Origin of the sequence: Streptomyces sp. MS06, assembly GCF_047200655.1 — a bacterium.
Classification (GTDB): domain Bacteria; phylum Actinomycetota; class Actinomycetes; order Streptomycetales; family Streptomycetaceae; genus Streptomyces.
Genome location: NZ_JBJZOJ010000005.1, coordinates 1 through 23,507, shown reverse-complemented (window position 1 = coordinate 23,507; position 23,507 = coordinate 1). Strand labels below are relative to the sequence as shown.

20 protein-coding genes are annotated in these 23,507 nt (G+C 74.2%); 12 read left to right on the top strand and 8 right to left on the bottom strand.

Translation table 11 applies throughout. From position 1 onward, the window contains the following. Positions 1-133: 133 nt before the first annotated feature. Positions 134-943, bottom strand: coding sequence for a 2,3-dihydro-2,3-dihydroxybenzoate dehydrogenase (locus ACL02U_RS03955; RefSeq protein ID WP_412789192.1), 810 nt, complete (start codon positions 941-943; stop codon positions 134-136). Continuing rightward, complete coding sequence (locus ACL02U_RS03950) at positions 940-2,025, bottom strand: ABC transporter substrate-binding protein (protein WP_412789191.1); 1,086 nt, start codon at positions 2,023-2,025, stop codon at positions 940-942. The genes ACL02U_RS03955 and ACL02U_RS03950 overlap by 4 nt, the downstream gene beginning before the upstream one ends. Before the next feature lie 188 nt (positions 2,026-2,213). Between ACL02U_RS03950 and ACL02U_RS03945 the strand changes: the two genes are divergently transcribed. The 7 genes from ACL02U_RS03945 (at position 2,214) to ACL02U_RS03915 (ending at position 8,652) form a co-directional block, all read left to right on the top strand. After that, entirely contained in the window at positions 2,214-3,254 is a 1,041-nt protein-coding gene (locus ACL02U_RS03945) for a FecCD family ABC transporter permease (RefSeq protein ID WP_412789190.1), read from the top strand. Between the two features lie 374 nt (positions 3,255-3,628). After that, a complete protein-coding gene (locus ACL02U_RS03940; RefSeq protein WP_412789287.1) occupies positions 3,629-4,648 on the top strand; it encodes a FecCD family ABC transporter permease in 1,020 nt (339 codons plus the stop codon). A 5-nt stretch (positions 4,649-4,653) separates the two neighbouring features. After that, positions 4,654-5,451 (top strand): ABC transporter ATP-binding protein, encoded by a 798-nt coding sequence (locus tag ACL02U_RS03935; protein WP_412789189.1) that lies wholly within the window; start codon positions 4,654-4,656, stop codon positions 5,449-5,451. Positions 5,452-5,967: 516 nt separating this feature from the next. Continuing rightward, entirely contained in the window at positions 5,968-6,357 is a 390-nt protein-coding gene (locus tag ACL02U_RS03930) for a cell division protein SepF (RefSeq protein ID WP_412789188.1), read from the top strand. Positions 6,358-6,457: 100 nt separating this feature from the next. Further along, on the top strand, positions 6,458-7,663 hold the full coding sequence (locus ACL02U_RS03925) for an ATP-binding protein (RefSeq protein WP_412789187.1): 1,206 nt from the start codon (positions 6,458-6,460) through the stop codon (positions 7,661-7,663). After that, positions 7,647-7,988 (top strand): nucleotide pyrophosphohydrolase, encoded by a 342-nt coding sequence (locus ACL02U_RS03920; RefSeq protein ID WP_412789186.1) that lies wholly within the window; start codon positions 7,647-7,649, stop codon positions 7,986-7,988. Before ACL02U_RS03925 ends, ACL02U_RS03920 begins: the two co-directional genes overlap by 17 nt. 202 nt (positions 7,989-8,190) lie before the next feature. Further along, complete coding sequence (locus ACL02U_RS03915; RefSeq protein WP_412789185.1) at positions 8,191-8,652, top strand: DUF6099 family protein; 462 nt, start codon at positions 8,191-8,193, stop codon at positions 8,650-8,652. Here ACL02U_RS03915 and ACL02U_RS03910 read toward each other — a convergent pair. Continuing rightward, positions 8,638-8,835: a hypothetical protein gene (locus ACL02U_RS03910; protein WP_412789184.1), complete on the bottom strand. Its 198-nt coding sequence runs from the start codon at positions 8,833-8,835 to the stop codon at positions 8,638-8,640. The two genes, ACL02U_RS03915 and ACL02U_RS03910, sit on opposite strands and share 15 nt — an antisense overlap. A 242-nt stretch (positions 8,836-9,077) precedes the next feature. Between ACL02U_RS03910 and ACL02U_RS03905 the strand changes: the two genes are divergently transcribed. After that, a complete protein-coding gene (locus tag ACL02U_RS03905; RefSeq protein ID WP_412789183.1) occupies positions 9,078-10,001 on the top strand; it encodes an LLM class F420-dependent oxidoreductase in 924 nt (307 codons plus the stop codon). Positions 10,002-10,068: 67 nt separating this feature from the next. Here the strand turns inward: ACL02U_RS03905 and ACL02U_RS03900 are convergent, their stop codons facing one another. The 4 genes from ACL02U_RS03900 to ACL02U_RS03885 form a co-directional block, all read right to left on the bottom strand. Next, complete coding sequence (locus ACL02U_RS03900; protein ID WP_412789182.1) at positions 10,069-11,913, bottom strand: phospholipase C; 1,845 nt, start codon at positions 11,911-11,913, stop codon at positions 10,069-10,071. 174 nt (positions 11,914-12,087) lie between these two features. Continuing rightward, positions 12,088-13,332, bottom strand: a complete 1,245-nt coding sequence (gene efeB, locus ACL02U_RS03895; protein WP_412789181.1) for an iron uptake transporter deferrochelatase/peroxidase subunit — start codon at positions 13,330-13,332, stop codon at positions 12,088-12,090. Then, on the bottom strand, positions 13,329-14,528 hold the full coding sequence (locus ACL02U_RS03890; RefSeq protein WP_412789180.1) for an EfeM/EfeO family lipoprotein: 1,200 nt from the start codon (positions 14,526-14,528) through the stop codon (positions 13,329-13,331). The genes efeB and ACL02U_RS03890 overlap by 4 nt, the downstream gene beginning before the upstream one ends. A gap of 419 nt (positions 14,529-14,947) precedes the next feature. Continuing rightward, on the bottom strand, positions 14,948-15,715 hold the full coding sequence (locus ACL02U_RS03885; protein ID WP_412789179.1) for a nuclear transport factor 2 family protein: 768 nt from the start codon (positions 15,713-15,715) through the stop codon (positions 14,948-14,950). 303 nt (positions 15,716-16,018) lie between these two features. Between ACL02U_RS03885 and ACL02U_RS03880 the strand changes: the two genes are divergently transcribed. The 4 genes from ACL02U_RS03880 to argF all read left to right on the top strand — a co-directional run bounded on the left by ACL02U_RS03880 (position 16,019) and on the right by argF (position 22,841). Next, positions 16,019-17,719 (top strand): 3' terminal RNA ribose 2'-O-methyltransferase Hen1, encoded by a 1,701-nt coding sequence (locus ACL02U_RS03880; RefSeq protein ID WP_412789178.1) that lies wholly within the window; start codon positions 16,019-16,021, stop codon positions 17,717-17,719. Continuing rightward, on the top strand, positions 17,716-20,295 hold the full coding sequence (locus ACL02U_RS03875) for a polynucleotide kinase-phosphatase (RefSeq protein ID WP_412789177.1): 2,580 nt from the start codon (positions 17,716-17,718) through the stop codon (positions 20,293-20,295). The genes ACL02U_RS03880 and ACL02U_RS03875 overlap by 4 nt, the downstream gene beginning before the upstream one ends. Before the next feature lie 139 nt (positions 20,296-20,434). After that, a complete protein-coding gene (locus tag ACL02U_RS03870) occupies positions 20,435-21,658 on the top strand; it encodes an arginine deiminase (protein ID WP_412789176.1) in 1,224 nt (407 codons plus the stop codon). 175 nt (positions 21,659-21,833) lie between these two features. Continuing rightward, on the top strand, positions 21,834-22,841 hold the full coding sequence (argF, locus tag ACL02U_RS03865) for an ornithine carbamoyltransferase (RefSeq protein WP_412789175.1): 1,008 nt from the start codon (positions 21,834-21,836) through the stop codon (positions 22,839-22,841). Positions 22,842-22,930: 89 nt separating this feature from the next. Here argF and ACL02U_RS03860 read toward each other — a convergent pair. Continuing rightward, on the bottom strand, positions 22,931-23,507 hold a 577-nt coding region (locus tag ACL02U_RS03860; RefSeq protein ID WP_412789174.1), incomplete at its 5' end, for an elongation factor 1-alpha C-terminal domain-related protein.

Genomic DNA, 23,507 nt, shown 5'->3' with positions numbered 1-23,507 from the left:
GCGCGCGGCGACCCGGTCGGCAACGGGACGGGCGGTGGCCTGCGGGCGTGGCCTGCGGTCCTTGGCGCCCGGGCGGTGGTGCGGGTGGTGGCCTGCGGGGAGCGGCGCGCGGGGCGGTGGTGTCGGGCGCGGGTCAGGCGCGCAGGGTGGCGCCGCCGTCGACGTACAGGTCGTGCAGGGTGATGTGGCGGGCGCGGTCGGAGACGAGGAACGCGACGGCGTCGGCGACGTCCGACGGCTCGGCGATGCGCCGCAGCGGGATGCCGGTGCGGTACGCGGCCGGGTCGCCGTCGAGGACCGCCCGCCGCCCTGTCTCGGCGCCGCCGGGGGAGTCGGCCCACAGCGCGCGCTGCATGTCGGTCAGGGTGGAGCCCGGGGAGACCGTGTTGCAGCGCACCCCGTGCGGCGCGACCTCGAGCCCCAGGCACTTGGTGAACATCACCGCGGCCGCCTTGGAGGCCGCGTAGGCGGCCATCCCGGCACGCGGGACGCCGGCCGCGTTGGAGGCGACGGTGACGATGCTGCCCCTGCCGCGCCGGGTCATCCGGCGGGCCGCCGCGCGCGACACGTGCAGGACGCCGCCGGCGTTGACGGCGAGGACGGCCGCCCAGTCGGCGTCGTCGAGGTCCAGCACCGGCGCACCGCGCAGGATCCCGGCGACGTTGACGGCGATGTCCAGCGGGCCGAGGACGTCCTCCGCCTCGGCGACCACCCGCTCCACGGCCGCGGAGTCCGTGACGTCCAGCGTGCGGCGGACGACGCGGTCCGCCCGGGCGGTTGCCGCGTCCTCCTCGTCGAAGGCGTCCTCCTCGTCGAAGGCGACGTCGGTGGCGAGGACGCGGGCGCCGCGCTCCGCGAGCGCCGCGACCACCGCCGCTCCGATGCCCCGGGCCGCACCGGTGACCAGGGCGGTCCGCCCGGCGAGTTCCGGTTCGGCGCTCATCCGACCATCGCCTTGCGGATGTCGGCGAGTACCGACTCGGCGGCCTCGGCGCCGCCCAGGCTGGTCCACTTGGAGCCGTCGACCACGGTGGCGTGGCCCGCGCCGACGGCCTTGAGTTGCCGGTAGGCGGGCTTCCGCGCGAGCGCGTCGAGCAGTCCCGCGTCCGAACCGGTCGACGACAGCGTGCCGATGAACAGCCAGTCGCCGTCGATCTCCTTCAGGTTCTCGTCGCTGATGGGGGTGGAGTGGCCCTCGCCCCGCCGGTTCTGGATGCCGGGGCGCCGGAAGCCCAGGTCCTTCAGCACGTCGCTGATGAACACGCCCTGCTGCATGACGGCGGTGCCCTTGGCGGAGTAGCGGGCCACGGACACGCTGATCCCGGCGCGGGCGCCCAGGTCCTTCCTCAGCGCGGCGGCCTTCGCGTCGTAGTCCGCGAGGAACTCCTCCGCGCTGCCGGACCTGCCCAGCACCTCGGCGGTCAGTTCGAGGGACTTCTTCCAGCTCTTGTCGGCGCCGACGGTGACGACGGTGGGCGCGATCCTCCTCAGCTGGGCCAGCACCTGCTCGTCGGCGGTCTGCCCGGCGAGGATGACGTCCGGCCTCGCCCGGACGACCTTCTCGATGTCGGGACCGGTCACCGCGCCGACCACGGGTATCCCCTTCGCCTGCGCGGCCAGGTACTCGGGTGCGCCCTTCTGCCCGCGTCCGGCGGTCAGTCCGACCGGCCTGACGCCGAGGGCCAGCGCGGAGTCCAGGTCCATCTCGCTGAGGGCGACCACTCTTTCGGGAGCGGCGGGCACCTCCACCCGCGCCCCGGTCGCGTCGGTGACCGTGACGGCCGCGCCGTCCTTCGCGTCGGCCTCGTGCGCGGTGCCGCCGTCCCCGGATCCGCAGGCGGTGAGGAGGAGACCGCAGGCGGCCAGCACGACCGCGGCGGTACGCCGGGCAGGGCGGCAGCTGCGGGCGGGACGGGCGGCGACGGGGCGGGCGGCGACGGGACCGGCGACAGGGTGGGCGGCGACGGGACGGGCGACCGGGTGGGTGGCGACGGGACGGGCGGGCATGGGGGACCGCGGCTTCATGGTCTGAACTCTCCTTTGTCCGGGGGGCGTCGGCCCGGCGGTCGGCCGGGCGCGGATGTGCGGGGGTGCTGGTGGGGACGCGACGGCGCCCGGTACCGGGGCAGGGAAGGACCCCGGGCACCGGTAGCGGAACGCCCGTTGAGCTTAGGTTAGGCTAACCTTATGTTGACTTCGCAAACGAGTCCCCCGTGAAGCCGGAACCAGGCCCCCGCGGCCGCCGCCCCGTCGCCACACCGGCGCTCCTGCTCCTCGCGCTGCTGCTCGGACTCGGCCTGCTCTCCCTGCTCGTCGGCACCGGACCCAGTTCCCCCGGCCGCGCCTGGGACTACCTGCTCGGCGATCCGTCAGCCCGCGCCGACGCCGGACTCCGGCTGGCCGTCGCGGACATCCGCCTGCCCCGCACCCTGGCCGCCGTCCTGGTCGGCGTCTGCCTGGGCACCGCGGGCTGCCTGCTCCAGGCCGCGACCCGCAACCCGCTCGCGGAGACCGGACTGCTCGGCGTCAACTCCGGGGCCGCCTTCGCCGTCGTCGCCGGACTCACCTTCTTCCACGCCGACTCCCCGCCCGCCCTGCTGGTTTGGGCGCTGGCCGGAGGCATCGGCGCGAGCGCGGTCGTCCTGCTGCTGGCGGCCGGCGGACGCACCGCGGGCTCCCCGCTGCGGCTGGTGCTCGCCGGGTCCGCCCTCGGCGCCACCTTCCACGGACTGACCTCCTACGTCCTGCTCGGGACCCAGTCCACCTTCGACGTCTACCGGTACTGGACGATCGGATCGCTCGCCGGCGTCCGCGACACCGACCTGCTGCCGCTGCTGCCGGTCGCCGCCGCCGGTCTGCTGGTGGCGTTCGGCTGCGCCCGACCGCTGTCCGCGCTCGCGCTCGGCGACGACAGCGCCCGCTCGCTGGGCCACCAGCCCGGGAGGGTGCGGCTCCTCGTCGCGGGAGCGGTCTCCCTGCTCGCCGGCTGCGCCGTCGCGGTCGCCGGCCCGATCGCCTTCCTCGGACTGCTCGCCCCCTACGCCGCGCGCGCCCTGGCCGGAGCGCGCATGACCGCCCAACTCCTCCTCTCCGCCCTGGTCGCGGCCGACGTCCTGATCCTCGCGGACATCCTCGCCCGGGTCGTCATCCGCCCCTGGGAGACCCCGGTCAGCGTGCTGCTCGCCTTCGTCGGCGGCCCCCTGCTCGTCTGGATCGCCCGCTCGTCCCGCCTGTCCACCGCGGGAGCGGCCTGATGAGCGCACCCGCCCCCGGAGCACGCGGCCGGACCGCCGGGCCCGACCCGTCCGCCGAGCCCGCCGGCGCCACCGGCTCCCCGGACACGCCGCCCGAGCGCCCCGGTTCCGCCAAGTCCCCCCGGCCGCCCGAGTCCACCTCCCCGTCCCCGTCTCCGTCTCCGTCTCCGTCTCCGCAGCCACCCCCGCTTCCCTCTCCTCGGCCGCCGCTGAGCCTGTCCCCGCTGCGGTCCCCGACCCCGCACCCTCCCTCGTGCCCGGGTCAGTTGGAGTTCCCCGGCCACCCCGGCCACCCCGGCCACCGCGCGCACCCCGACGCCCCCGGGCACTCTGCCCGGTCCGGCGCCTACGAACCCGTCCCGCCGGACAGCCTCGTGGTCCGCCGGGGAGGCCTCTCCTGGCTGTTCCCCCGGCGCAGCGCCCTGGCCGCCGCGCTCCTCCTCCCCCTCCTCGCCCTGCTGGTGGCGCTGGCCGTGCTGGCCAGCTCGACCGGCATGAGCCCGCGCGACACCCTCTCCGGGCTGCTCGGCACCGGAGACCCCGGGACCGTCCTGATCGTCCGCGAGTTCCGGCTGCCGCGGGTGTGGGTGGGCCTCATGGTGGGCGGCGCCCTCGGTGCCGCCGGCTGCCTCACCCAGGCCCTGGCCGGCAACCGGCTCGCCACCCCCGACCTGCTGGGCGTCAACGAGGGGGCGACCGCGGCGGTGGTGGCGTCCGCCGCCGGCTCCGCCACCGGCATGATCGGCCACTGGTGGCTCGGCCCGCTCGGCGCCGTGGCCGCCGCGGTCCTCGTCGTCCTCTGCGCGGGCGGGGCCGGCAGCGCCGGATACCGCCTCCTGGTCGTCGGTATCGGGGCCTCCGCCGTCATCGGAGCCGTCGGCGACCTCGTGATGTCCCGGGAGAACGACAACACCGCGGGCGGCGTGTTCCTCTGGGCCGTCGGCAGCCTCAACGGGCGAGACTGGACCGTCGGCACACCGCTGCTGCTCGTCCTGCTGTTCCTGCTGCCGCTCACCCTCGCCGCCGGGCACCGCCTGCAACTGCTCGGCTTCGACGACGACACCGCCGCCGGGCTCGGCGCCGACCTGCGCAGGCTGCGCACGGCCGCGCTGGCCCTGGCGGTCGGGCTGTCCGGTGCGGCCGTCGGAGTGGGCGGGCCCATCGCGTTCGTCGCACTGGCCGCCCCGATCCTCGCCGGCCGGCTCAGCGGGCCCACCCGGGTGCCCGTCCTGGGCTCCGCCCTGACCGGCGCCGCCCTGATCACCGCGGCCGACGCCCTCAGCCGGGTCGCCGCCCCCGTCGAGATCCCCGTCGGCGTCGTCACCAGCGTCCTCGGCGGACCGTTCCTCCTGTGGGTCCTGTTCCGCCCGGACCGGACCGCCGGAAAGGCCTGACCACCATGACAGACGCACCTCCCGGCCTCCGCGTCCGCGGACTGCGCGCCGGATACCCCGGCCGGCCCGTCGTGCACGGCGTCGACCTGACCGTCCCCGCCGGCCGGGTCGCCGCGATCGTCGGCCCCAACGGTTGCGGCAAGTCGACCCTGCTGCGCACCCTCGCCCGGCTGCACCGGCCCGCAGCGGGCAGCGTGCAGGCCGACGGGGCCGACATCTGGCGGCTGACGCAGCGCCGGGCCGCCCGCCGGATCGCACTGCTGCCCCAGTCGCCGCGGGCACCCGAGGCCGTCACCGTCGCCGGACTCGTCCGCTACGGCCGCCACCCCCACCAGGGGCTGCTGCGCCAGTGGTCGCGGGAGGACGAGCGGGCGGTCGCCGCCGCCCTGGAGGCCACCGGCACCGCCGAACTGGCGGGCGAACGGCTGGACCGGCTCTCAGGGGGACAGCGCCAGCGCTGCTGGCTCGCCATGGTCCTCGCCCAGCACACCCCGGTCGTACTGCTCGACGAACCCACCAGCGCCCTCGACCTCGGCCACGTCGTCGACGTCCTGGAGCTCGTCCGCCAGGTGGCCGCGGCGGGCCGGACCGTGGTCATGGTGCTGCACGACCTGGCCTCCGCCGCCCGGTGGGCCGACACGGTGATCGCCCTGCGGGACGGCCGGGTGCTCGCGCAGGGGCCGCCCCGCGACATCGTCGACTCAGCACTCGTCAAGGAGCTGTACGGTCTGGACGCGGACATCCTCCGCGCGCCCTCGGACGGCTCCCCCGTCGTCGTCCCCCGGAGCGGTCCGCGGCACTGACGGCACCGGGAGCGCCCCGGGCGGCACCATCACGGCGCCGAGAGCGCGCCGGGAGTTTGAAGGGAGCGCGCCGGGAGCGCGCCGGGAGTCCGGCGGAGGGCCGCCCGGCACTCGGCCCGTCCTTCGCCGCCGGGAACCGCGACCGCGGCACCGGCCCGGCCCGGTGGCCGCCCCCCGCGCGGCAGCACGTGCCGAGGACGGTCCGGAACGCGCCGCGGGGGACGGCCGTCCGTCCGTCCGCGCCGATCCGCCCGCGGGCAGCTCACGCCTCGGAACCGGCCTGCGGGCGGCACCCGCCCGCACCCGCCGGCACCGGCCCACCACGACGCGGGGCGCCGGAGCCGCCGCCCCGGCCGGGCGGCCTCCGATGTGTTCGCGGCCGTCCCCCGGGGCCGTGTGCGGCCGGAAACCGTCCGGACTCCGGCCGCCCCCGTGTCGCTGTTGGGCCGATCGAGTGACTTGGCGTAAGAATTGGCCGGTGCAAGCGATGACAGACAGTCAGGACGGGGGCAGCCGGTGAACCGCCACGACGTCACCGACGAACAGTGGGAGGGCCTCGCCCAGGTCGTACCGTTGCGCGGGGGTGATGCCTGGCCGTCGGCGGTGGGCCACCGCGCGCTCCCCGACGCGGAGACCGAGGCCCGCCGCCGCTTCGTGGTCCTGCGGGTCAACGTGTTCGCGGACGCCCGCGAGGTCGCCGAGACACTGATGGCGGGCATCCCGGTCCTGCTCGACCTGACCGGGGCGGAGACCGAGGTCGCCAAGCGGGTCCTGGACTTCTCCACGGGCGTCGTGTTCGGGCTGGCCAGCGGCATGCACCGGGTCGACAGAAACGTGTTCCTGCTCACCCCGCCCGGCACCGAGGTCAGCGGCCTGATGAAGGGAGCCGGGCTGTCCCAGGCCTGAGCGGGGCGCCGGCCCGACGCGCCGGGCGGGTCGCCCGATCGTAGGAAGGTGCCGAGGGCGGAACGGTTCACCGACCGGGCCGGGCCGTACCGTCCGACCCATGACCGCGCCATCCACGTCCTTCGCGCCGACCGAGCCGCCCGCGTCCGCGGCGGAGACGGAGGTACCGCCCGCCGGGCGCCCCGTCCGCCCCCGCGTGACCGAACTGCGGCTCTCGGCCTTCGCAGGGCATCGGCGCGCGGTGTACCCGCTCGGGGCGTTCACCCTGTTCGCCGGGGACAGCGGCTGCGGCAAGACGACGGCCCTCGGGGCCTACGAGGCGCTGGCCCGGCTCGCCGGCGGCGCGGAACTCGCCGAGGTGTTCCCGGACCCGCTGTCCCGGGTCCCGCAGCAGGCCCGCCCCGACGCCCAGCGGCGGCGCGGCTTCCGCATCGGCTGCACCGCGGACGGTCCAGCCGGCCCGGTCCGGCTGGACCTCGCCGTCCAGGCCGAGCCGGAACTGCGCGTCGTGGGGGAGCGGTTGACGTCCGGCGGTCTGGTCCTGCTGGAGACCGCGCTGCGCGACCCCGGTCGGCGCACCGTGCAGGCCGCCTGGCACACCGCCGGTTCGGCGCCGGTGACCCGTGCCCCGCTTCCCGACGACCGGCTCGGCACCGGGCTGCTGCCGCTGCGGGTGGCCGGCAAGACGGACGGCCAGCGCCGCGTGCTCGCCGCCGCCGAGCAGATGGTGGTCGCCCTGCGCTCGGTGTTCACCTGCGATCCGCGGCCCGGCCGGATGCGCCGGCCCGCACCGCGCGGGTCCGGACGGCTGCTGAGCGGCTGCGACAACATCGCCGACGTGCTGTGGCGGACCCGCGCGGAGTGCGCACGCCGGCACGCGCTGCTCGTCGAGGCGATCCGGGCGGGCTGCTCCGGACCGGTCGCCGACCTGCTCGCCGAGCCGCTGCCCGACGGCACCGTCCGCGGGCTGCTGGACCGCGGTGACACCACCGCCACCGAGTTCGCCCGGCTCGGCGACGGCGAACTGCGGTACACCGCACTGGCGCTGGTGCTCCTCACCGGCGCGGGCGTGCTCGACCTGGACCCGGTCGGAGAGGTTCCCGCCGCGCTGCAGACGCTCACCGTGCTGACCGACGGCTTCGACCGCGGCCTGGACGCCCGTCAGCGCAGCGAACTGGCCGGGCTGGCGGCCCGGATGGGGGAGCGCGGCCACATCCGCTGCGTCGGCGCGGTGAGCGAGGCGGACTGGGCGGCCGGGCTGGACGGGGTGACGGTGGTACACCTGGACCGTGACCGAACACCCTGACCTGGCGGCACTGCAGCGCCGGCTGGCCGCGTTCGCCGCGGCCCGGAACTGGCAGCCGTACCACACCCCCAAGAACCTCGTGTCCGCGCTGAGCGTGGAGGCGTCCGAACTGCTCGAGATCTTCCAGTGGCTGACGCCCCGGGAGTCGGCCCGGGTGATGCGGGACCCCGACACCGCGCACCGGGTGCGGGACGAGGTGGCCGACGTGCTCGCCTATCTGCTCCAGCTCTGCGAGGTGCTGGACATCGATCCGCTCGCGGCCCTGGAAGCGAAGATCGACCGCAACGAACAGCGCTTCCCGGCGCCCGGTGACGCGGACTCCTAGCGGCTTCGCCGCCCACGTCACGGGGTGGGCGATCACTTCGTCGTGACGCTCCGTGTTCGATTTGCCGTCCGCTATCGATTTGTTGTCCACAGATTTCGGTCCACCTCTGGCTTTTCGCCCCCCTTACCCTCACTCTGGGTAGTGGACGAGGGAGTTCGAGTGTACGTGCGAGGAGCACGTCGGGACAGCCGGGGGCTGGCACATGGACGCGGAGCGGCTCATCGTGAAGAACAGGCGGGCACTCGCCGCGAGCTGCGAGCTGTCGGTGACCCTGGTGGAGGTGCGGCAGGCCCAGGCGCTGGCCCAGGCGATAGGCAGCCGGCTGGCGGTCTCCGGCCCTCCCGAACTGCGCGGCGAAGCGCTGGGGCTGACCGAGCTGGCGGGCCGCGGATGCGGGGTGCTGGAAGGGCCGGGCCTCGACACCGGGCCGCTGCGCGCCGCCCAGCTCACCGCTCTGGACGACGCCCGGCGGACCCTGCTCGCCCTCGGCGGACTGCTCGGCGAGGTGGGCATGGTCCTGGTCGGTGCCGCCAGCGCGGTGGGCGACGAAGGGAGATACTGGCAGTGCATGGAGGCCATCGACGCGGCGGACGAATCCCGGGACCGCGTACGGGAGATGCTGCGCAGGCTGGCCGCCCGGGAGGAGTCCTTACCGGAGCGGTGAGTCCGCCGCCGCCTCTTCCTCCCCGTCGGCGCATGCCCGCTGACCGCTCCCGGACGACTGCAGATCCGCGTCCAGCGCCGACAGGTCCGCGTTCAGCGCCGCCATCAGCTCCTCCATCTGCTGCAGCAGCCCCTTCGGCCGGCCGGTGCCCCCGCCCCGCTGCGCCACGGTTTCCTCGGACATGACGGCCTCCTCGGCCCCTGGCCCCGGCGAGGGCCGACACGGCTGACGCACCGGCGGCCACCGGCCGGCGCGGGAGCCGGCCGCTCCGGCTCCGCACCGGCCAACGATCACCGTGCGGGCCGGTCACCGGGCCGGACCGTACCCGAGCGCCGAGTTGACGAATTTCACCCGACCGGGGAGGAACGCCGAGGTGGGGCAGCCCGAGGCGGAAGAAGGCCCGCGGGGTGTGCAGGATGGGAGGCATGGATCTGCGTATCTTCACCGAGCCCCAGCAGGGGGCCACCTACGACACGCTGCTCACCGTCGCGAAGGCCACCGAGGACCTGGGCTTCGACGCGTTCTTCCGCTCCGACCACTACCTCCGGATGGGCTCCTCGGACGGCCTGCCCGGCCCCACCGACGCCTGGATCACCCTCGCCGGCCTCGCCCGGGAGACCAGGCGCATCCGGCTCGGCACCCTGATGACCGCCGGCACCTTCCGCCTCCCCGGTGTGCTCGCCATCCAGGTGGCGCAGGTGGACCAGATGTCCGGCGGCCGGATCGAACTGGGCCTGGGCGCAGGCTGGTTCGAGGACGAGCACAAGGCGTACGGCATCCCCTTCCCCAAGGAGAAGTTCGGCCGCCTCCAGGAGCAGCTGGAGATCGTCACCGGCCTGTGGGAGACCGAACCCGGCAAGACCTTCGACTACCAGGGCACGTACTACCAGCTCACCGACTCGCCCGCGCTGCCCAAGCCGGCGCAGGCGAGGATCCCGGTGCTGATCGGCGGCCACGGCGCCGTCCGCACGCCGCGGCTGGCAGCCCGCCACGCCGACGAGTTCAACATCCCGTTCGCCTCGGTCGAGGACAGCGCGCGCCAGTTCGGGCGGGTCCGGGCGGCCGCCGAGGAGGCCGGCCGTCCCGCCGGCGACCTGGTGTACTCCAACGCGCTGGTGGTGTGCGTCGGCCGGGACGAGCGGGAGATCGCCCGCCGCGCCGCCGCCATCGGCCGGGAGGTGGACGAGCTGAGGGCCAACGGCCTGGCCGGTTCCCCGGCCGAGGTCGTCGACAGGATCGGCCGGTACGCGGAGATCGGGTCGCAGCGGATCTACCTCCAGGTGCTCGACCTGGCGGACCTGGACCACCTGGAGCTGATCTCCTCCCAGGTGCAGTCGCAACTGCCGTAGGCGCCGGCCGGCCCGGCGCGGTCGCACGCGACCACGCCGGGCCGGCCGCTCACCGGGGCCGTCGGCCTCAGACGGTGCCGCGCCGCCTGCGCCGCAGCGTCAGGTACGTGCCGGTGGCACCGGCTGCCAGCAGCGCGCCCGCGCCGGCACCCACCGGCAGGACGGGGAAGGAGGAGCTGTCGGCGGTCGCGGCGGTGCTGCGCATCGCCGGGCCCGGGGTGACGTGGGTGGTGACCGGGGCGACCGGGCGGATCGGACCGACCGACTTGACGGAGCCGTCCGAGTTCAGCAGCACCTGCTTGTTGTTCGGGTGCCGGAAGTCGAACATGTGCGAGAGCGAGCCGGCGGTGGCGTCGAAGGAGTGGTCACCGACGCGGCCGGTACGCCAGTTGTCCTCGATGAAGCGGAGGATCGACGCCTGGTCGGTCAGCGTGTGGTCGACCTTGTTGACCTTGCTGTACGGGGAGACGACCAGCAGCGGCTGGCGGGTACCCGGACCGCAGCGGTCGGCGTAGCCGCCGGACGCCTTGCGGGCCCGCCGGCAGGCCGGGCCGTCGACGGCCTTGCCGTCGGAACCGACCGCGGTGTCCCGGGAACCGTTGCGCGGCACGACGTAGGCGTGGTCGTACCAGCCGTCCGAGTCGTCGTAGGCGATGACCACCGCGGTGGACTTCCACTGCGGCGAGCTCTGCAGGGCGTTGATCTGCTTGACCAGGAAGTCCTGCTCGTCCAGCGGGTCGGAGTACGCGGCGTGGGCGTCCTGGTACATGGGCGCCTTGAGGAAGCTGACGGACGGCAGCTTGCCCGCCTTCAGGACCGCGTCGAAGTCGGTCAGGTCGTAGTTGTGGTTCGCCTGGCCGTCGTGCCCGATCTCCGCGACGCTCGCCGGCGGCAGGTGGTGCGGGTTGGACGTCGACTTGTAGTACTGGAACGGCTCGTGGTGCGGGCTGTAGTCGGTGACCCGGGCGCCGCCGACGTTGGTGTGCGCCGAGTCGCACGCCGCGTAGTGGCCCTGCTGCCCGTCCCAGGCGGTGGTCGGCCGGAACCCGCCCTGGAACCAGCCCCAGCTGACGTTCTTCTCGTTGAGCAGGTCACCGATGTTCCTGCCCTGCATGGCGGCCAGCGCGTTGCTGCTGGTGTGGTTCTTGCCGGCGCAGTCGTCGAACGCCGGGTCGGGGTCGTGGACGACCGTGCCGACGCCGTGCGCGTCCGGGGAGACCACCGTGTACGGGTCCGGGTCGGACGTCCGCCGCGGGCTCTCGGTGCCGGTGGACGGGTCCATGGACACGACACCGTGCGTCTGACCGGAGATCAGGTTGAGCGCACCCGGCGTGGAGGGGCCGTAGGTCGAGCTGTACGAGCGGTCGCTCATCGCGTACTGCTGGGCGTAGTTCCACAGCGCGGTGACCGTGTTGCCGTCGTAGTAGTCCATCACCAGACCGGGCTCGCCGAACAGCCCGCCGCTGCACTTGTCGACCTCGGTGTTCTGCACGTACCGGTCCGCACGGCCGCCGTCGGCGGCGTACTGCTCGGCGCTGTAGCCGTGGTTCTGGTCGCAGGTCATGGCCTGCGACGGGCTCAGCCGCTTGGGCGCGTACTGGTTGGGGTTCCTCGTCAGCAGCCCGGCGTGCGCCAGGGTGTCGACGCCCCTCGGGGTCCTCCGCGACGCGGTGAACGGCGTGCCGTCCGTGTTGGCGGCCTTCGGGTAGGTCGCGAAGTAGTGGTCGAAGGAGATGTTCTCGTCGAAGATCACGACCAGGTGCTGGATCGGCGTGGTGGTCGCGGACGAGTGGTGGTGTCCGGCCGGTGCCGCCCCCCACGCGGGTGCGGCGGTCCCGAGAGCCGTGAGCGCCGCGGCTCCCGCGAGCGCGCCGAGCCTCCGCAGTACCTTCCGGCGTCCTCTACTGGTCATGGTGTTCCTCTCCGGGCACGAGCGTGTTTGCGCCATACGGTCCGGGATGCTCCGCAGGCCGGGCGGCCCCGCGGCGGAGTCATGATGACGCGGGAATGAACACCGGGTCAGGGAAGCCAGGGCCAAACTTGACCGGCTCTTGACCGATGGGGTGAACGACCGCCCCGCACCCGGTCAGCCGAGCAGGGCGCGCCCGTACCAGTCCCCGCCGTCCCGGACGCCGGGCAGTACGAAGAAGTAGCCCCCGCCGAACGGCTTGACGTAGTCGGTGAGCGGCTCGCCCGCCAGACGCCGCTGCACGGTCTCGAACTGACGCACCGGATCCTGCTGGTAGCAGCAGAACAGCAGCCCCATGTCGAGGTCGCCGTTCTCGTCCACACCCCGGTCGTAGTTGTGGGCGCGGCGCAGGATGCGTTGGTCCGCGGTGTCCGGGGTGCGCGGGTTGGCCAGCCGGATGTGCGCGTCCAGCGGGATGACGTCGCCCTTGGGATCGTCGGTGTAGTGCGGCGGGTCGAACTCCTGCGCACCGTCCAGCGGCGCCCCGGAGGCCTTCCCACGGCCGAAGATCCGTTCCTGCTCGCTCAGGGAGACCCGGTCCCAGAACTCCACCAGCATCCGGATGAGCCGGACGACCTGGTAGCTCCCGCCGGTGGCCCAGTCCGGCTCACCCGACCCGGCACCCACCCAGACCAGGCGATTCATCTCCCGGTCGCTGGCGGCGTCCGGATTGGCGATGCCGTCCTTGAACCCCAGCAGGTTGCGCGGGGTGCCGGAGGGCCGCGGCGGGCTGGCGAAACCGTCGAGCCGCCAGCGGACCTGCATCCCGCCCCGGGTGTGCCGGGCGATGTCGCGCAGCGCGTGCAGGACCGTGTCCGAGTCCTCGGCCTGCAGCTGCAGGCTCAGGTCGCCGTGGCACCAGTCCGGCCGCAGGTCGTCGTCCGGGAAGACCGGCATCGCCGTCAGCCGGCGCGGCCGCCGCGGGCCGAGACCGAACCGGTCGTCGAACAGCGCCGCGCCGACCCCGAGGGTCACCCCCAGCGCCCCCGGCGGAAGCCGCTCGCCCAGCAGACCGGAGTCGGCGGGCGGGCCGGTGATACCCACCGGGGACGGCGTGCCGCCCGACGTGAGCAGGCGGGCCCGCTCGGTGACGGTACGCAGCAGCTCGGCCAGCTCGGCCCGGTTCGCGGCGGTCACGTCCAGCGCGGCGAACGCGGTGACCCGCCGCGGAGCGGCGGTCACGCACCCCTGGTGGACGCCGTGGAACGGCGGCATCGCCGACGCCGCCGCGGCGGCCCCGGCAGACGGCGGGGGAGAGGCGCCTCCCGCCGCCAGCCCGGCCCCCGCGAGGGCCGCTCCGCGCAGGAAACCCCGCCGGCCCACCCCGCCGCCGTTCCCGCCCGTGCGCTCGGTCGCGCTCACACCGTCCTCCGCGGGTCGCACAGCGTGGCCACCGACGCCAGCCGCTCCAGCAGATCGCCCACGACCGCGTCCGTCCGCAGCCGCTGCGCCCGGGTCAGCCCGCTCAGCGGGGTCCACCGCCCGCCGTGCCGGAACCCGTCCAGCACGCCCTGCGCGCGGTCCATCCGCTGCTCCAGCTCCGAAAGCCCGGCGTACCGGCCGGTCAGCAGCGGGTGCAGTACGGACAGCACTCGGCGGGTGCCGTCCAGGTTGGCGCGGGCGGTCGCCAGGCTGCTCCCGCTGCCGTAGTCGGTGCGCCCGGTCAGCTCGAACTGCACGGTGTCCTCCAGGATCTCGTGGGCCCGCAGCCCGAGCTGGGCCGGGTCCATCCGGGCCTGCGCCCACTCGTCGCGCAGGGCGGTCACAGCCGAGGCCAGTGCGGCCGTCGGGGCGCGCAGCGCGGCCGCCGACTCGCCGTGCCACAGCCCGTACTCGACGCGGTGGAAGCCGGTGAAGTCCTTGTCCCGCACACCGCCCGGCAGCCCGGCGTCCGTACCGTCGATCCGGTCGCCGGACGCACCGAAGGCGTCGTAGGCCGCACCGAGCCGCTCGTACTCCAGGTGCGCCGGAAGCCAGGCCGTGCGCGCCGCCGGCAGATCGCCCCGCTCGACGGCGTCCCGCAACACCGCCGTCAACCGCACCACCTCGCCGAGGCCCTGCCCGACCCACTTCTGGTAGGCGAGCGTCGGCGGGATCAGATCGTGCCGGCTGACGGGCGCCGCGGCCGGGCCGCGCCGCCCCGTCGCCACCCGGACCGAGGGCCCGGTGACGGCGTCGGCGTCGTCGGGCACGCACAGGAACGCGTAGGTGCCCCTGCCGAGGCGGACGGTGAGGGAGCGGGTGGTGCCGGGGCCGATCCCCTCCACCTCGCCGAACACCGCCCGGCTGGCCGGATCCTCCAGATACACCTCGGCCGCCCCGTCGGAGGTGTTGTGCAACTCGAAGACCTGCATCCCCGGTACCGGGTCGGTCCAGCCGCGCCCGCAACGGCTCGGCGACACCTCGACCGTGGTGTGCGGAAGCCCGCCGGCCGCGGCCGGCGCCCGGTGGCGCAGCGCGAGGGCGGCAAGCGCGGCCCCCACGAGGACCAGGGCGAGCAGCAGGCCTCCGCCCGCCCGCAGACGGGCCGACCGCGAACCGAGGCCGGACAACGGCATGGCGGGGCCTCCTGAAGGGTGCGTGGGGACGGGCGTGCCGTGACCCCCGGGAACCGGAACCCGAGTGGCGCGCCGGGATCATGCTAGGCAGCGCCGGAGGCCCGGGCATCCCTCCGGCCGCCGGTACGCCGAGAATTCCCCCCGGGTTCACCACCCGGTTCCCGGAGACCGCCTGCGCGACTCCGGCCGGCAGCGGTGCCACCTGCCGGCGGTCGGCTGTCTCCGGTCCGGGCCCGCCCGTCCATGCGAGCCCCGGCGGGCCGGAGCGCAGTCCTGCTCGGCCGGTGCCCGGAGCGCGGCCCCGGGCCGCCAGTCGGACGGCCGCGGAGATGCCCGCGTGGCGAAGCTCCCGACCTGCCCGCTCTCTCCGGTCGAGCGTCACTCCGAACCACGGAGGCCGGCCCGGCGGCGGGCGGCTCTCAGAACTTGCCGCTGTTGTTCGCCTCGGCGGGGGAGGGGACGGGGTCCGCCACGTCCCAGTGCTCGACGATCAGACCGTCCCGGAGCCGGAAGATGTCGAACACGGCCATGGGAGTGCCGGCCTGGTCGACCTCGCTGAGGGTGACGACGAAGTTTCCCTGGCCGATCAGCCGGTGCACCTTCGTGTACGTCAGTCGCTCGCCCTCGGCGGTGAGCCGGCCGACGTACGCGGTGAAGCCGTCGATGCCGTCCGCGACCTCGGGGCTGTGCTGTACGTACGATTCCCGCGAGATGAACTCGGCAGCACGCTCGATCCGTCCGTCCTGGAGGACCGCGGAGACGAAGCCGGCGACCTTCTGCTTGTTCTCGTCCGTGCGGTCGAGATCGGCGACCTCGGTCGCGCCGTCGGTCTGGGTGTGACCCGACGGGCTGGTCAGTCCGCCGGGGGTGATCGTGTCCCAGTGTTCGACGATGCGGGCGTCGTCGTCGGTGTCGAACAGGTCTGCGGTCACCCAGTGCGTCGTGCCCCCCAGCGTCTGTTGCACATGGAGGAAGACGTACCGGCCGTCCTCGATCGCGCGCACCACCTCGATGTCACGTCGAGGGTTGCGGGCGAGGAAGGGTTCGAAGAAGGCGAGGAATCCCTCCTTGCCGTCGGCCACTCCCGTGCTGTGCTGCGTGTACCGGTCCCCGGTGTATCGATCGAGGGCCTCGCGTGCCCTGCCGTCGCGGATGCCTTCAAGGTACAGGCCGCGTGCGTTGTCCATTCTCGCCGTCATACGACCATGCTCGCAGAGCCGTTCCGTTGCGGGCGTTCGCCGGCCCGGGGCACGGCGGCAGCCCCCGCATGGGCACACCGCAGGTCAGTGGGCCCCGGCGGGCAGGGCCGCGGCGAAAACCCCGGGTGCCGGCAGGGGGGCGCGCGATACGTTGAGTGGGCGCGCCGAAGCAGCGGCGCGCTCCCGCAGCCGCCCGACCGTCGCGCAGTCCGCGCCGGTGCGCCGACGCGCGCCCCGTATCGGGGTCCGGAGCGTGCACGCGGGTCGGCACTCGTTCCGAGGGTTTCCACCGTGTTCCTGACCGTCACCACCACCGGCACACCCCAGCAACCGGCCACCGACCTCGGGTTCCTGCTGCACAAGCACCCCGACAAGGCCCAGGCCTTCTCGACCTCCTACGGCACCGCGCACGTCCTCTACCCCGAGGCGGACGAGCAGCGCTGCACGGCGGCGCTGCTGCTGGAGGTCGACCCGGAGGCGCTGGTGCGGCGGGGAAAGGGGAAGGGGCGGGGAGGTGCGCCCGACGCGGCCCTCGCCCAGTACGTCAACGACCGGCCCTACGCGGCCTCCTCGCTGCTGGCCGTCGCGCTCAGCCGGGTCTTCGCGACCGCCATGAAGGGCCACTGCGCCTCCCGTCCGGAGCGTGCCGCCCGGCCGCTGCCGCTGCGCATCGAGGTGCCCGCGCTGCCCGCACGCGGCGGACCGGACCTCGTGCGCCGGCTGTTCGCGCCGCTCGGCTGGCAGGTCACCGCCGAACCGGTACCGCTGGACACCGAGTTCCCCCAGTGGGGCGCGTCCCGCTACGTGCACCTGGTCCTGGAGTCGGAGGCGCTGGTCCTCGCCGAGGCGCTGCGCCACCTGTACGTCCTGCTGCCCGTACTCGACGACGCCAAGCACTACTGGGTCTCGTCCGAGGAGGTCGACAAGCTGCTGCGCGCCGGGGAGGGCTGGCTGCCCGGGCACCCGGACCGGCAGCTCATCACCAGCCGGTACCTGGCGCGGCGCTGGTCGCTGACGCGGGAGGCCACGGAGCGGCTCGAACTCGTGCGGCTGGCGGAGACCGACGACAGCGCCGTCGAGGAGATCGACAACGCCGTCGAGGAGATCGACAACGCCGTCGAGGCGGACACCGGCGGTGAGGACGGGAACGCCGTCGCCGGTGGGGCCGGGACTCCCGTGGGCGGGGGTCCCGGGACCGCGGTCGAGGCCGAGACCTCCGCCGTTGGTGAGGCCGGGACCGCCGGACGGACCGGGACCACCGGCGGGACCGGGAGCGAAGCGGAGACCGGGACCGAAGCAGAGGCCGGGACCGGCGGTGGGCAGCGGCCGGTTTCGCTGGCCGTGCAGCGCCGTGCGGCGATCGTCGCCGCCCTGCACGAGTCCGGGGCCGCGCGCGTCCTGGACCTCGGCTGCGGGCAGGGACAGCTGGTGCAGGAACTGCTGGGGGACCCGCGGTTCACCGAGATCGTCGGTGTGGACGTGTCGCAGCGGGCGCTGGCCGTCGCCTCCCGGCGGCTGCGGCTGGACCGGCTCGGGGAGCGGCAGTCCGCGCGGGTCCGGCTGGTGCAGGGCTCGCTCGCGTACACCGACAGCCGGCTCCGGGACTACGACGCCGCGGTGCTCAGCGAGGTCGTCGAGCACGTCGACCTGCCCCGGCTGCCCGCCCTGGAGTACGCGGTGTTCGGCGCGGCGCGACCCCGCACCGTCCTGGTGACCACCCCCAACGCCGAGTACAACGTCCGCTGGGAGACCCTCCCGGCCGGCCGATTCCGGCACCGTGACCACCGATTCGAGTTCGACCGCGCGGAGTTCCGCGCCTGGGCCGCGGCCGTCGCCGAACGGTACGGCTACGAGGTCGAGTTCCGGCCGGTGGGGCCCGACGACCCGGAGGTCGGCCCACCGACCCAGATGGCGGTGTTCGGCCTCGGCGCAACACCTGAGAAGAAGCTCGACGCAACACCGGAGAAGAAGAAGGAGGCGGAGGCGGCATGACTGGAACACCGGAGCAGGGGCGCGTCCTGCCCGTCACCGACCTCAGCCTGGTCGTCCTGATCGGCGCCACCGGCTCGGGCAAGTCCACTTTCGCCCGGCGCCACTTCAAGCCCACCGAGGTGATCTCCTCCGACTTCTGCCGCGGCCTGGTCGCCGACGACGAGAACGACCAGAGCGCGAGCGCCGACGCCTTCGACGTGCTCCACCACATCGCCGGGAAGCGGCTTGCGGCCGGCCGCCGCACCGTCGTCGACGCCACCAGCGTGCAGCAGGACGCCAGGCGCCCGCTGATCGACCTGGCGAGGCAGCACGACGTGCTGCCCATCGCGATCGTGCTCGACGTGCCGGAGGAGGTGTGCGCGGAGCGGAACGCGGGCCGGGCCGACCGGGCCGGCATGCCGAACCGGGTCGTCCGGCGCCATGTCCGCGAACTCCGGCGCTCCCTGCGCCACCTGGAACGCGAGGGGTTCCGGAAGGTGCACGTCCTGCGGGGTGCCGAGGAGGTCGCGCGCGCCACCGTCGCGACCGAGAAGCGGTACAACGACCTGACCCACCTCAGCGGGCCCTTCGACATCATCGGCGACGTGCACGGCTGCTCCGCCGAACTGGAGTCGCTGCTAGGCAAGCTGGGCTACGTGGACGGCGTCCACCCCGACGGCCGGACCGCCGTCTTCGTCGGCGACCTGGTCGACCGCGGGCCGGACAGCCCCGGGGTGCTGCGGCGCGTGATGGCGATGGTCGCGGCGGGCGACGCGTTGTGCGTGCCCGGCAACCACGAGAACAAGTTCGGCCGGTACCTCAAGGGCCGCAAGGTCACGCAGACCCACGGACTGGCCGAGACGGTCGCGCAGATGGGGCAGGAGAGCGAGGAGTTCAGGCGGCAGGTGCGGGAGTTCATCGACGGGCTGGTCAGCCACTACGTGCTGGACGGCGGCCGGCTCGTGGTCTGCCACGCCGGCCTGCCCGAGAAGTACCACGGCCGCACCTCCGGCCGGGTCCGCTCCCACGCGCTCTACGGCGACACCACCGGCGAGACCGACGAGTTCGGGCTGCCGGTCCGCTACCCGTGGGCGGAGGACTACCGCGGTCGCGCGGCCGTCGTCTACGGGCACACCCCGGTCCCGGAGGCCGCCTGGCTCAACAACACCCTCTGCCTGGACACCGGTGCCGTCTTCGGCGGCAGGCTGACCGCCCTGCGCTGGCCGGAGCGGGAGCTGGTCGACGTACCCGCCGCCCGCGTGTGGTACGAGCCGGCCAGACCGCTTGCCTCCGCGGCGCCCGGTGGGCACGACGGGCGGCCGCTCGACCTGGCGGACGTGCAGGGCCGCCGGGGCGTGGAGACCCGGCACGCCGGCCGGGTGGCGATCCGCGAGCAGAACGCGGCCGCCGCCCTGGAGGTGATGAGCCGCTTCGCGATCGCCCCGGGCCTGCTGCCCTACCTGCCGCCGACCATGGCGCCGACCCCGGCCGGCCGTACGGAGGGCTACCTGGAGCACCCGGTGGACGCGTTCGCCCAGTACCGGGAGGACGGCGTCGAGCGGGTGGTGTGCCAGGAGAAGCACATGGGGTCCCGGGCGGTGGCGCTGGTGTGCCGGGACGCCGGGGTCGCCGCCCGGCGGTTCGGCGGCGGGGCCGCGCCCCGGACCGGCGGGGACGCCGGCGGCGACGGGCCCACCGGGTCCCTGTACACCCGCACCGGACGGCCGTTCTTCGACGACCCCGCCGTGACCGAGGACGTCCTCGGACGGCTGCGGTCGGCGGCCGACGCTGCCGGACTGTGGGAGGAACTGGACACCGACTGGCTGCTGCTGGACGCGGAGCTGATGCCCTGGTCGCTGAAGGCCTCCGGGCTGCTGCGCACCCAGTACGCGGCCGTGGGCGCCGCGTCCGGGGCGGTGTTCCCCGGCGCGCTCGCCGCGCTGCGGGGGGCCGCGGAGCGCGGAGTGGACGTGGCCGGGCTGCTGGACCGGCAGCGGGACCGTGCCGCGGACGCAGCCGCGTTCACCGCCGCCTACCGGCGCTACTGCTGGACCACCGAGGGCCTGGACGGCGTGCGGCTGGCCCCGTTCCAGTTGCTGGCCGTCCAGGGGCGGAGCCTCGCCGGGCTGGCGCACGACCGGCAGCTGGCGCTGCTGGACCGCCTCGTCGAGCACGACGCCACGGGGCTGCTGCGGACGACCCGCCGCCTGTACGTCGACACCGGCGACCCCGAGTCGGTGCGGGCCGGCGTCGACTGGTGGCGGGAGATGACCGGCCGGGGCGGTGAGGGGATGGTGGTCAAGCCGATCGGTGCGCTGGTCCGGGACGCCCGGGGCCGGCTGGTGCAGCCGGGCCTGAAGTGCCGGGGCCGCGAGTACCTGCGGATCGTCTACGGCCCGGAGTACACCCGGCCGGACCGCCTCGACCGGCTGCGGCAGCGGTTCCTGAACCACAAGCGGTCGCTGGCGATCCGCGAGTACGCCCTGGGGCTGGAGGCGCTGGACCGGCTCGCCGAGGGGGAGCCCCTGTGGCGGGTCCACGAGGCCGTCTTCGGTGTCCTGGCGCTGGAGTCGGAGCCGGTGGACCCGCGGCTGTGACGGACCCGTCCGGCCTGCCCCCGGGGCGGGCCGGACGGGGTCCACGCAGCCCCCTGCTGTCGTCGATGGGACGAAAATCGGGGCCGGGGAAACGTGCGAGTCGCGGGTCAAGGGGCCCGCCTGTGGTCAGGATGGAGGCATGGGATTCCATGTCGACTCAGAGGCCGGGCGGCTGCGCCGGGTGATCCTCCACCGGCCCGACCTCGAGCTCAAAAGGCTCACCCCCAGCAACAAGGACACCCTCCTCTTCGACGACGTGCTCTGGGTGCGTCGGGCCCGCGCCGAGCACGACGGCTTCGCGGACGTGCTGCGCGACCGCGGGGTCGCCGTGCACCTCTTCGGCGACCTGCTCGCCGAGACGCTCGACGACCCGGCGGCGCGGGAGCTGGTCCTGGACCGGGTGTTCGACGAGAAGGAGTACGGGCCGCTCGCCACCGACCACCTGCGCGCCGCCTTCGAGACCCTGCCCGCGGGGGAACTCGCCGAGGCCCTGGTCGGCGGGATGACCAAACGGGAGTTCCTGGACTCCCACGCGGAGCCCGTCTCGGTCCGCTTCCACGTCATGGAGCTGGACGACTTCCTGCTGGGTCCGCTGCCCAACCACCTCTTCACCCGGGACACCTCCGCCTGGATCTACGACGGCGTGTCCATCAACGCCATGCGGTGGCCCGCGCGGCAGCGGGAGACCGTGCACTTTGAGGCGATCTACCGGCATCATCCGCTGTTCCGGGCGGAGTCGTTCCATCTCTGGTCGGAGGGGCAGGAGGACTACCCCTCCACCATCGAGGGCGGCGACGTGCTGGTGATCGGCAACGGCGCGGTGCTCATCGGCATGAGCGAGCGCACCACCCCCCAGGCCGTGGAGATGCTCGCGCACAAGCTGTTCGCGGCCGGATCGGCGCGGACCATCGTGGCCCTCGACATGCCCAAGCGCCGGGCGCTGATGCACCTCGACACCGTGATGACCATGGTGGACCGGGACGTCTTCACCCAGTACGCGGGGCTCGGCATGCTGCGCTCCTACACCATCGAGCCGGGGGCCGCGGACAACGAGTTGAAGGTCACCGACCATCCGCCGGAGCACATGCACCGGGCGATCGCCGCCGCGCTGGGCCTCAGCGAGATCCGCGTGCTGACCGCCACCCAGGACGTGCACGCCGCCGAGCGCGAGCAGTGGGACGACGGCTGCAACGTGCTGGCCGTGGAGCCCGGCGTCGTCGTCGCCTACGAGCGCAACGCCACCACCAACACGCATCTGCGCAAGCAGGGCATCGAGGTGATCGAGATCCCGGGCAGCGAGCTGGGCCGGGGGCGGGGCGGTCCGCGCTGCATGAGCTGCCCCGTGGAGCGGGAGCCGGTGTAGCGGGAACCGGTGCGGTGCGCGGTGGTGCGGTGCGCGGTGGTGCGGTGGGAGGTGGTGGTGCGGCGGGAGGCGGTGCGGCGGGAGGCGGTGCGGCGGGACCGGGGAGCTGTATATAAATGCTAAGCATCGTATAGACTTCCACGGTCCTTCCGCCACCGTTCTCTGGAGAGCCCCCATGGCGACTGTCCCGACCGCCCTCGCCGGCCGCCACTTCCTCAAGGAGCTGGACCTCACCGAGGGGGAGTTCCGCGGCCTGGTCGAACTGGCCGCCGAGCTGAAGGCCGCCAAGAAGGCCGGGACCGAGGAGCAGTACCTGCGGGGCAGGAACATCGCGCTGATCTTCGAGAAGACCTCGACGCGCACCCGTTGCGCGTTCGAGGTCGCCGCCGCCGATCAGGGCGCCCACACCACCTACCTCGACCCGGCCGGATCCCAGATCGGGCACAAGGAGTCCGTGAAGGACACGGCACGAGTCCTCGGGCGGATGTTCGACGGTATCCAGTACCGCGGCGACAGCCAGGAGAAGGTCGAGGAACTGGCCGCTCACGCCGGCGTCCCCGTCTACAACGGTCTCACCGACGACTGGCACCCCACCCAGATGCTCGCCGACGTGCTCACCATGGTGGAGCACGGCGCCGAGCCGCCCGAGCGGACCGCCTTCGCCTACCTCGGCGACGCCCGCTTCAACATGGGCAACTCCTACCTGGTCACCGGCGCCCTGCTCGGCATGGACGTGCGGATCGTCGCCCCGAAGTCCTACTGGCCGGCCCGGGAGGTCGTCGACCGTGCCCATCGGCTCGCCGAACGCAGCGGCGCCCGCATCACCCTCACCGAATCCGTGTCCGACGGGGTCCGGGGCGCCGACTTCGTCGCCACCGACGTGTGGGTCTCCATGGGCGAGCCCAAGGAGGTCTGGGACGAGCGGATCACCGCCCTCGCCCCGTACGCCGTGACCATGGACGTACTGCGCGCCACCGGCAAGCCGGACGTGAGGTTCCTGCACTGCCTGCCGGCCTTCCACGACCTCGGCACCAGGGTCGGACGGGAGGTCCACGCCACCCACGGCCTGGAGTCCCTGGAGGTCACCGACGAGGTCTTCGAGTCCGCCCACTCGGTCGTGTTCGACCAGGCGGAGAACCGTCTGCACACCATCAAGGCGGTACTGGTGGCCACCCTGGCCTGACCGGCGGTGCGCCCCACCGGCACCGCCCGGACAGGGCGGTGCCCGGCGAGCGAGCGCGGCCGGGCGCGCCGGTGCGCCCGGAGCCGGGCTCACTCCCGGTGGCCGAGCCGGACCATGCCGGCCGTGAGGGTCGTCCCGTCCGCGGGGTCGAGCAGGATGAACGCGCCCGTGTCACGGGAGACCGCGTAGTCGTCCAGGGCCAGCGGCTCGGCCGTGCGCAGCACGATCCGGCCCAGCCCGTTCACGGTCAGTTCGGAGCCGCCGTCGAGGTCCCGCACGATCGCCCGGACCGTCCGGGTGGTGTGCTTCAGCAGCACCCGGTCGCCGATCCGCAGCGGACGGTCCGCCAGGTGGCACACGTCCGCCCGCACGTCCTGCGTCAGCACGGGCGCGTCGACCCCGGTCGTGATCATGTCGCCGCGGGAGACGTCCCGCTCGTCGGCCAGGAGCACCCCGATCGACTGGGGCGCGCGTACCGAGGCCGCCTCGGTGCCGAGCACCGTCAGACCGGCCACCCGCGAGGTCTGCCCCGACGGGTGGACGATCACCCGGTCCCCCACCCCCAGCGTCCCGGAGACCAGCCGGCCCGCGTAGTGCCGGTCCTCGCCGTGCCGGATGACGTACTGCACCGGGAAGCGGACGGGCGCTCCCGCCGGGTCGCCGCCC

Bases quoted from the DNA above. Each gene is read 5' to 3' on its own strand.
- ACL02U_RS03890 (WP_412789180.1), bottom strand. From the start codon at position 14,528: ATGCCGTTGTCCGGCCTCGGTTCGCGGTCGGCCCGTCTGCGGGCGGGC.
- ACL02U_RS03905 (WP_412789183.1), top strand. From the start codon at position 9,078: ATGGATCTGCGTATCTTCACCGAGCCCCAGCAGGGGGCCACCTACGAC.
- argF (WP_412789175.1), top strand. From the start codon at position 21,834: ATGGCGACTGTCCCGACCGCCCTCGCCGGCCGCCACTTCCTCAAGGAG.
- ACL02U_RS03900 (WP_412789182.1), bottom strand. From the start codon at position 11,913: ATGACCAGTAGAGGACGCCGGAAGGTACTGCGGAGGCTCGGCGCGCTC.
- ACL02U_RS03885 (WP_412789179.1), bottom strand. From the start codon at position 15,715: ATGGACAACGCACGCGGCCTGTACCTTGAAGGCATCCGCGACGGCAGG.
- ACL02U_RS03870 (WP_412789176.1), top strand. From the start codon at position 20,435: ATGGGATTCCATGTCGACTCAGAGGCCGGGCGGCTGCGCCGGGTGATC.
- ACL02U_RS03950 (WP_412789191.1), bottom strand. From the start codon at position 2,025: ATGAAGCCGCGGTCCCCCATGCCCGCCCGTCCCGTCGCCACCCACCCG.
- ACL02U_RS03955 (WP_412789192.1), bottom strand. From the start codon at position 943: ATGAGCGCCGAACCGGAACTCGCCGGGCGGACCGCCCTGGTCACCGGT.
- ACL02U_RS03935 (WP_412789189.1), top strand. From the start codon at position 4,654: ATGACAGACGCACCTCCCGGCCTCCGCGTCCGCGGACTGCGCGCCGGA.
- ACL02U_RS03915 (WP_412789185.1), top strand. From the start codon at position 8,191: ATGGACGCGGAGCGGCTCATCGTGAAGAACAGGCGGGCACTCGCCGCG.
- ACL02U_RS03910 (WP_412789184.1), bottom strand. From the start codon at position 8,835: ATGTCCGAGGAAACCGTGGCGCAGCGGGGCGGGGGCACCGGCCGGCCG.
- ACL02U_RS03925 (WP_412789187.1), top strand. From the start codon at position 6,458: ATGACCGCGCCATCCACGTCCTTCGCGCCGACCGAGCCGCCCGCGTCC.
- ACL02U_RS03875 (WP_412789177.1), top strand. From the start codon at position 17,716: ATGACTGGAACACCGGAGCAGGGGCGCGTCCTGCCCGTCACCGACCTC.